Origin of the sequence: Frankia gtarii, from assembly GCF_025403375.1 — a bacterium.
GTDB classification, from domain to species: Bacteria; Actinomycetota; Actinomycetes; order Frankiales; family Frankiaceae; genus Frankia; species Frankia gtarii.
Genome location: NZ_JAMPTM010000303.1, coordinates 1 through 7,741 on the forward strand (window position 1 = coordinate 1; position 7,741 = coordinate 7,741).

A 7,741-nucleotide genomic window follows, 5' to 3' on the forward strand; every position below is an offset into this window, starting at 1 on the left:
GGGTGGACCGCCGCAGGCGGATCCGGCGGTGGCCGGACGGTCGGCGAACGGGGGGCGGATCCCCGGCGGGAGGGTGAGGTGTCCCCCGCCCGAGCGGTGCCCGCGGGTGTCGGCGTCGGCGCCGAACGGGCCGGTGGGGGCGTGGCGCGACGTGGCAGGCAGCCGCGGATCGTCGGCGCCGCCTGCCGGCCCCCGCCCGTCGAGCCCGGTGCCGGCAGCGGGTGAGGTGCCGGGACGGGTGCGGTCGTCGCCGCCGTCCGGGCCGCCGTTGCCGGGGCCGCCGCCGTGCGGGCCGCCGCCGTGCGGGCCGCCGGGGTGCGGGCCGCCGCCGTCGGGGTCGTCGTCGGGGTGCGGGTCGCGGCCGTTCGGTCCGAGGTGGTCGAGGCCGGTCCCGTCGCGGGCGTCGCCGGTCGCGTCCTGGCGCGCCCTGGCGCCGTCGCCGGCCGTACCGTCGGCGTCGGCGTCGGCTGCTCGGGTGGTGTCGGCGTCGATGGTGGCGTCGAGGCCGTCGAGCGCGGCGTCGAGGACGGCGTCGAGGGTGGCGTCGTCGAGGTCGGGGGCGTCGAACGGGCCGCGCCGGCGCCGGTGGGGCAGGGCCAGACGCGCACCGGCGCGGATGTCCGCGGCGCGGACCGTGTCATGCCCGGACCAGGCGGCCAGCGCCATCGCCGTCTTCGCCAGGACCACGTCCGCGCGCATCCCGTCGACGTCCACCCCGGCGCACACCGTGCTCACCGCGCGTAGCGCCGCGTCGGTCAGCGTGACGGCGCGCAGGCGGGCGCGGGCGTCGGCGACCCGGGCGGCCAGCGCCGCCTCCGCCGGCGCCCAGGCGGCGGCGAACGCCACCGGGTCGGCCTCGAACGCCAGCCGGCGGCGCACGACCTGCGCGCGCAGCACCGGGTCGCGGCTGGCGGTGACTGCCACGGTCAGTCCGAACCGGTCGAGCAGCTGCGGGCGCAGCTCCCCCTCCTCCGGGTTCATCGTCCCCACCAGCAGGAACGACGCCGGATGACGCACCGACACCCCGTCGCGTTCGACGTGGGCGACGCCGAGCGCGGCGGCGTCGAGCAGCAGATCGACGAGATGATCACCGAGGAGGTTGACCTCGTCGACGTAGAGGATGCCGCGGTGTGCGGCGGCCAGCAGCCCCGGGCGCAGCACGCTGACCCCCTCGGCGAGCGCCCGGTCGAGGTCGACCGACCCGGTGACCCGGTCCTCGGAGGCGCCGACGGGCAGCTCGACGAGCCGCGCCGCCCGGGTGGCGTGCGCCGCGCCGCCCGGATGCGGGCCGTCGGGGCAGTCCGGGTTCGGTGCGTTCGGCGCGCAGGCGAACCGGCAGCCGACGATGACCTCCACACCGGGCAGGAGCGCGGCCAGCCCCCGCACCGCGGTGGATTTGGCCGTGCCCTTCTCCCCGCGCACGAGCACGCCGCCGAGTGCCGGGCTGACCGCGTTGAGCAGCAGCGCCAGGCGCAGGTCGTCGGCGCCGACGACGGCGGACAGCGGGAAGTTCACCACGGCCGCGCCCCCGCGACCGCGCGCCGCCGGGGCTGGTGGAGCTGGTGGGGCCGATGGCGCTGCTGACGCCGATGAGGCTGATGCGACGGTGGTGTTGCAGGCATGCTGATGTCCTCCCGGAGGGTCCTCGCCCTTGGTCATCGCCTGCGACGGCCGGAGTATCCTGGCTCCCGGCTCGGGCGCGACGAGCACCGGATGTGCCCGCCCGCGCCACGTCGCGCCGGTAGGCCCATCCGGGAAGACGCACTTCCCGGTGACAGTGGCGGGACCGCGCCGGATTCGCACCGGCTTCCTCCCGAAGCTGTCGCGTCCGTCAGCATGGCATATCCGTCGACGTGGAGGAGGCTCGCGCGGTGACCGGTCCCGCCCGTGCGCGGTTGGCGGCTGACTGCGGGAACTGCTTCGCGCTGTGCTGCGTCGCCCCGGGCTTCACCGCCTCGGCGGACTTCCCGATCAGCAAGGCTCCCGGTGTGGCCTGCCGGCACCTGAGCGCGGGCCACGCCTGCTCCGTGCACGACGAGCTGCGCCCGCGTGGGTTCCGCGGCTGCGCGGTGTTCGACTGCTTCGGTGCCGGCCAGCAGGTCAGCCAGGTCACCTTCGCCGGCCGGGACTGGCGGTCCCATCCCGGCGACGCCGCGTCGATGTTCGACGTGTTCGCCGTCATGCGCACCTTGCACGAGTCCCTGCACCACCTCGCCGAAGCCCGCAGCCTGCTTGCCGCGCGGCCGGCCGGCGCCAGTCCGTCGGCCGGCGCCAGTCCGCCGGCCGACGCCACCGCCCGCGCCGGCCTGCTCGCCGAGGTGGACGCCACCACCGCGGCGACCCTCGCCCTCACCGACGCCGACGCCGACACGCTGCTCGCCGCGGACCTGCCCGCCCACCGCCGCACCGTGCATGACCTGCTCACCCGCGTCAGCGCCCTGCTACGCGGCGGGTTCACCCCGGCCACCGGCGGGCAGCGACGGCCGCGCGACCTCGGCGCGGGGAGTCCACGAAATCTCGGCATCGACCTGGTCGGCGCGCGCCTGGCCGGCGCCGACCTGCGGGGTGCGCAGCTGACCGGCCGGCTGCTGATCGCCGCGGACCTGGCCGGCGCCGATCTACGCGGCGCGGACCTGCGCGGGGCGGATCTACGGGGCGCCGACCTGAGCGGCGCGGATCTGCGCGGGGCACTGTTCGTCGTGCAGGCCCAGCTCGACGCCGCCCGCGGCGCCGCGGCCACCACCCTGCCCGCGGCGCTGAGCCGTCCCGCGCACTGGACGCCATCCCCCACCCGGCCGCAGCCCAGAGCGAGGTGACGGTCGAACCCGTCAGGCGGTGACGGAGGCGGCGCGGCGTCCGGCGGCCATGAGGGCGGCCTGGCGGGCGACACGGGCGCCGAGGTGCTCGGCGGTGGTGACGTCGGCGGTGTGGACGGTGTCGACGCCACCGTCCAGCGGGGTCTGGGCCCCGGCGCCACCCCAGAAGCCGAGGCGGTTGAGGTCGTTCTCGGAGGCGGTGGTGGAGTTCCAGCCGGGGGCGAGGCCAAGACTGACCCACAACATGCGGTGCTGGGCGGCGAAGGTGGCGAAGAAGGCGAGCGTGCTGGACTTGTCGCCGCTCTTGGACGCCGAGTTGGTGAAGCCGGCTGCGAGCTTGTCGGCCCAGCGGCCTTCCCCGAAACGGCGGCTGGTGGCCTCGGCGAAGGTGTGGAAGGCGGCGGACGCGCTGCCCATGTAGGTGGGTGAGCCGAAGACGATCGCGTCGGCGTCGTCCAGCCGCTGCCACTGTTCGTCGGTGATGGTGTCCACCGGCACGAGGGCCACGTCGGCGCCGGCGTCGGCCGCCCCGCGCCGGACCGCCTCGGCGAGCACCGCGGTGTGCCCGTAGCCGGAGTGGAAGGCGACGGCGACCGAGGGGGTCGGGGCAACGAGCTCGGACACGTGAACTCCAGTGATTCGGGTGGACGGATGTGCTCGGTGGGAGGTGCGCTTCCCGTGCGCTTCCGACGCTACGACGGCGGGGCGAGACAGAAGAACGTTCAACGTCTTGTTTTTACGACCGATCGTCTAGGGTGGCGAGGTGGATCCCCTCGACGATGTCCTGGCGGCGAGGTCTGTCGAGGACTCGCAGTACGTGAGCGTGCAGGCCCACGGGGCGTGGGGGATCTCCTTCAGGTCGCCCCACACGACATACGTGATGATGATCAAAAGCGGGCGCTGTTGGTGGCAGCCCGGCTCGAGCGCTGTCCCGGAACTGCTCGCCGCCGGCAACTGCTTTCTGGTCCGGGCCGGCGCCGAGTTCGCCCTCGCGGACGAACCGGGGCGAGCCCTGGTCAGCTGCGAGAGTCTCCTGGCGTCCGGACGGGGTTCTTCTGTGCGCCACGGCACGCAGGGGCCGGTGACGGAGATCGTCTCGGCTCGGCTGGCCTTCGACACGGGTGCCGCCGAGCCGCTGTTGAAGGTGTTGCCCGGCGTGCTGCGGCTCGATCTCGACGACTCGGCCGGCGACGCGTTGCGTTCCACCTTCAGGCTGCTGGAGCTGGAACGACAATGCTCCGGCTCCGGCTTCGGCTCCGGGTTCATCGTGGGCCGCCTGGCCGACGCGCTTTTTGTGTATGCGCTTCGCACCTACGCCTCGTCGTCCGCCGGGAGCTCACCCGGCTGGCTCTCCGCGCTCAGCGACCCGCAGCTCGCGCCGGCACTGCGCGACCTGCACGCCGATCTCGCCCATCCGTGGACGGTGGAGGAGCTCGCACGCCGAGCCGGGATGTCGCGGGCGGCGTTCGCCGCAGCGTTCAAACGGAAGACAGGTGACTCACCCATCAACTATCTGACCTACTGGCGCATGTACCGGGCGAAAACGCTGCTGCGTGACACGGAGTCGGGCCTGCAGCAGATCGCCCGCACGGTCGGGTACGACACCGACGCCGCCTTCAGTCGAGCGTTCCGCCGCTCCCAGAGCATCGCACCCGGAGCATGGCGACGCCGATGGCGTGCCTCAGCCGGGACCGTCGACGAGACGGCCGCGTGACACCCGGTCGAACAGCGCCGTGCCGTCGCTGTCGCGTTCCTCCAGCAGCCGCATGAGTCTCGCCCGCTGACGGCGAGCCGCAGGCCGGTGAACACCCTGTAGGGCGCCCTCAGGTCTGGGCCGGCCCGGTGCCGAAGCCGCGGACGACGACCATGTCGACGACCAGCACCGCATGGGTGAGCATGAAACGTGGCGTGCAGGCCCCGGACCTGGCGACTTCCCCTTCACGTTCCGATTCCCTTCACGTTCCGATTCCAGGAGGACCTCGAAACCCGGACAGCGGATGAGAGCATCGTCGGATGCAGCCGGTCACGTCCACCGAGATGATCGCCATCCCGCCCGGGCAGGTGACGCTGTCGGACCGGCGCACCCGACGTCGCTGGTCGGTGGATCTGGCCTCCTACCGGCTGGCGGCCCTCCCCGTCACCCAGGCGCAGTACGCGCGGATCACCGGCCAGCGGCCCGGCAGCGTCCAGGGTGATCGGCTACCCGTCGAGGGTGTCAGCTGGTGGGACGCCGTCCGGTTCTGCAACGCCGCGTCCCGGCACGAGGGGCTGACGCCGGTGTACCGGCTGCCCGCCGCCGTCGAGGACGCCCACCTCGACGGCGACGACCGCGACACGGTCACCTGTGACGCCGGCGCCGAGGGATACCGGCTGCCGACCGAGGCGGAGTGGGAACACGCCTGCCGCGCCGCCACGACAGGGCCCCGCTACGGCCCGCTCGACGACATCGCCTGGTATCGCGCCAACGCCGGCACCCGGCCGCACGACGTGGGCGGCCGGGTGCCCAACACGTGGGGCCTGCACGACATGCTGGGCAACGTGTGGGAGTGGTGCTGGGACGTCTACGACGCCGAGGTCTACGGCACCTACCGGGTGCTGCGCGGCGGCGGGTGGTTCGACGAGCAGTGGAGCTGCCGGGCCTCGGTGCGCCGCCGCAGCCATCCGACGTTGCGGCTCGACGACGTGGGATTCCGCCTCGCGCGATCCCTGCCGGGATGATCCGGCTGCGGCCGGGCGACCGGCACGTCGAGTTTCCGGGTCGCGACGGCAGCACCGAGCCGCGCGCGGCCGGGTCAGCGGCTGAGGGCGGCGGTGACCAGCGGGAACAGGGCCGCGTGGACCTCGTCGGTGGTGCCGGAGGCGGGTAGCTCGCGGAACGTGGGAGCTTCCGGCAGGTCGGCGTAGGCCTCGGCGAAGGCGACCAGCCGGTCGAGTTCCTCATGGTCGCGGCCGCGGTGTTCGACCCGCTCCTGGGCGAGCGCTGCCGGGACGGTGAACAGCACCACCAGGTCCGGGGTGGGGAAACGGCGGTAGACGGCGCGCACCCGCCGGGCGCCGCCGTCGCCGCGCAGCCGCATGACCGCGTACTGGCAGTAGGTGTAGCGGTCCATGACCGCGATGCGGCCGGTGAGCCGCGACAGTGCCAGGGCGCGGGTGATCGCCAGGCCGCGAAACGTCGCCTCGACGGCGACGTGGACGCGGGAGCCGAGCAGGTCCGGGCCGTCGCGGCGGCCCAGCAGCCGGGCGAGCGCGTCGATGATCGGGCGCCCGCCGCCGTTCTCGAAGTAGCTGGCCGGCTGCCCGGCGGCGCTCAGGGCGCGGGCGAGTAGCCGTGCCTGGGTGGTCTTACCCACGCCGTCGACGCCGAGCAGCGCGATGATCGCAGGACGCTGTCGCCGCCGCATCCAATGATCGTATCTGCCACCCGCGGGCGTGGACGTTTCTCGCTCCCGTTGTTACGGAGCGGTTCCGGTCGGGGGTCTGGGGATGTCAGCGCCGTAGTCCCCGGTCGATCTCATCCTGGATCATCGCGTGATCCGGGATCCACGGCCAGCTCTCGGGCCGGTACCGCACGACCACCGATCGGCGAAGCTGCCGGGCGCGTTCGCGCGACCTGGCGCTACCTTCGTCCAGGATCGCCGCCCGACGCACCGCGACGACCAGGGTGTACGGGTGCGCCTCACCCAGAGTCTCCCGCCGCGCCCGGTGCAGGAGCTCGTACAACGGCAGCGCCCACGATCTCCTCCCCTGCCGGACGTGCAGGGTCACGAGCATACTGAGGACGTTGAGTGTAAACGGGGTGTGCAGGCCGAATCTGGCAAAGCTGCCATCATAAATATCCTGCGCGAGGCAGACAGCCGACTCCTCCGCGCCAATCCCAAAAAGGATTGACACAAATTCTGTCCCGAACTGCAAGGTGTCCGGGTGGTCGGGCCCGAGGCTGTGGCGTAGCCGTGCCATGGTCTGCTCGCCCAGGTGGCACGCCTCGGACAGTTCCCCCACATTCTTCAGTGCGATGGCCAGGTTGGCAGCGGTTCGCAGCGTGTGAGGGGATCCGTCCCCGAAGACCCGAAGGTGGGCCTGGTAGGACGTGCGGGCATGGCCCAGGGCCTCGGTGGAATGGCCGAGGTCGATCAGGTCGACGACGAGGGAGTTCAGCGAGAGCAGGGTGGTGGGCGCCTCGGCGCCGAACCGGCTGGCCTTCTGCTCGTACACGGTGAGATCGAGCTCGAGTGCCTCCTGGGAACGCCCCAGCATGGTCAACTCGATGCTCAGGTTGCTCGCCGAGATCAGTGTTTCGAGATGGTCCGGGCCGAAGACGGCCATCTTGGTTAGCCAGGTCTGCATGTCGGCGTCGTAAGCTTCCTCCATTCTGCCCTCCGCCCGAAGCAGCGAGGCGACGTTTGTCAATGTCGCCAGCGTCGTCGGATGCCGATCGCCCAACCGTTCAACGCAGATCAGCTGAGCACGTTGTACGAGGGATCGCGCCCCTTTCACGTCCCCGGCGTGGAGTCCCACGCCCGCAGAGCGGCGGAGGCCCCGCACTCTTCCACAGTGGCGGCGACCCATTCGGCCCAGGCGAGATCGTCGTCGATGTAGGAGATGAAAAAGGTCGCCGCCCGCTCCGGTGAGGACATGCCCATGTCGTGGCGTCCCGGGAACCCAGCGGCCATACCGCCAGCCTCCCACAGCGGACGAAACGTGGGTGACCGGACGCTGAGAGCACTGGGGGTCCGGGTCGCGTTCGATCAGTGCCCCCGAGACCGGCGGCGGGTCAGTCGGGGCTGGCGGCTGCTGGTGGGAACAGGTCCCAGAGGATGGTGAGGCGGTCGGCGCCGGCGGTGGCCAGCAGCCGGCTGTCGGGGGCGAAGGCGACGTCGTGGACGGCGCCGGCGTGGGCGGGCAGGCGGTGCGCGGGGCCGGGG

Annotated in this window: 9 protein-coding genes and 1 riboswitch; of the genes, 3 read left to right on the forward strand and 6 right to left on the reverse strand. The window is 72.8% G+C overall.

All coding sequences use genetic code 11. From position 1 onward, the window contains the following. On the reverse strand, positions 1-1,518 hold a 1,518-nt coding region (locus NBZ83_RS27660; RefSeq protein ID WP_261576094.1), incomplete at its 3' end, for a magnesium chelatase ATPase subunit I. Positions 1,519-1,675: 157 nt separating this feature from the next. Next, positions 1,676-1,812: riboswitch (cobalamin riboswitch) on the reverse strand. Positions 1,813-1,871: 59 nt separating this feature from the next. Here NBZ83_RS27660 and NBZ83_RS27665 point away from each other — a divergent pair. Then, positions 1,872-2,816, forward strand: coding sequence for a pentapeptide repeat-containing protein (locus NBZ83_RS27665; protein WP_261569275.1), 945 nt, complete (start codon positions 1,872-1,874; stop codon positions 2,814-2,816). Between the two features lie 12 nt (positions 2,817-2,828). On the opposite strand, the gene NBZ83_RS27670 is transcribed toward NBZ83_RS27665, so the two are convergent. After that, complete coding sequence (locus NBZ83_RS27670) at positions 2,829-3,440, reverse strand: flavodoxin family protein (RefSeq protein WP_261569276.1); 612 nt, start codon at positions 3,438-3,440, stop codon at positions 2,829-2,831. 139 nt (positions 3,441-3,579) lie between these two features. Between NBZ83_RS27670 and NBZ83_RS33490 the strand changes: the two genes are divergently transcribed. Both NBZ83_RS33490 and NBZ83_RS27680 read left to right on the forward strand, forming a co-directional pair. Next, on the forward strand, positions 3,580-4,530 hold the full coding sequence (locus NBZ83_RS33490) for an AraC family transcriptional regulator (protein WP_261569277.1): 951 nt from the start codon (positions 3,580-3,582) through the stop codon (positions 4,528-4,530). A gap of 299 nt (positions 4,531-4,829) precedes the next feature. Beyond that, a complete protein-coding gene (locus NBZ83_RS27680) occupies positions 4,830-5,534 on the forward strand; it encodes a formylglycine-generating enzyme family protein (RefSeq protein WP_261576095.1) in 705 nt (234 codons plus the stop codon). A 74-nt stretch (positions 5,535-5,608) separates the two neighbouring features. Here NBZ83_RS27680 and NBZ83_RS27685 read toward each other — a convergent pair whose 3' ends face one another. From NBZ83_RS27685 to NBZ83_RS34050, 4 genes are all read right to left on the reverse strand, one after another. After that, entirely contained in the window at positions 5,609-6,220 is a 612-nt protein-coding gene (locus NBZ83_RS27685; RefSeq protein ID WP_261576096.1) for a dTMP kinase, read from the reverse strand. Between the two features lie 85 nt (positions 6,221-6,305). Beyond that, the gene (locus tag NBZ83_RS27690) at positions 6,306-7,187 is read right to left on the reverse strand and encodes a tetratricopeptide repeat protein (protein ID WP_261576097.1); all 882 of its coding nucleotides are present in this window, start codon (positions 7,185-7,187) and stop codon (positions 6,306-6,308) included. A gap of 122 nt (positions 7,188-7,309) precedes the next feature. After that, complete coding sequence (locus NBZ83_RS27695) at positions 7,310-7,489, reverse strand: toll/interleukin-1 receptor domain-containing protein (RefSeq protein WP_261569283.1); 180 nt, start codon at positions 7,487-7,489, stop codon at positions 7,310-7,312. 101 nt (positions 7,490-7,590) lie between these two features. After that, the gene (locus NBZ83_RS34050) at positions 7,591-7,722 is read right to left on the reverse strand and encodes a WD40 repeat domain-containing protein (RefSeq protein WP_368861919.1); all 132 of its coding nucleotides are present in this window, start codon (positions 7,720-7,722) and stop codon (positions 7,591-7,593) included. Between the last annotated feature and the right edge of the window lie 19 nt (positions 7,723-7,741).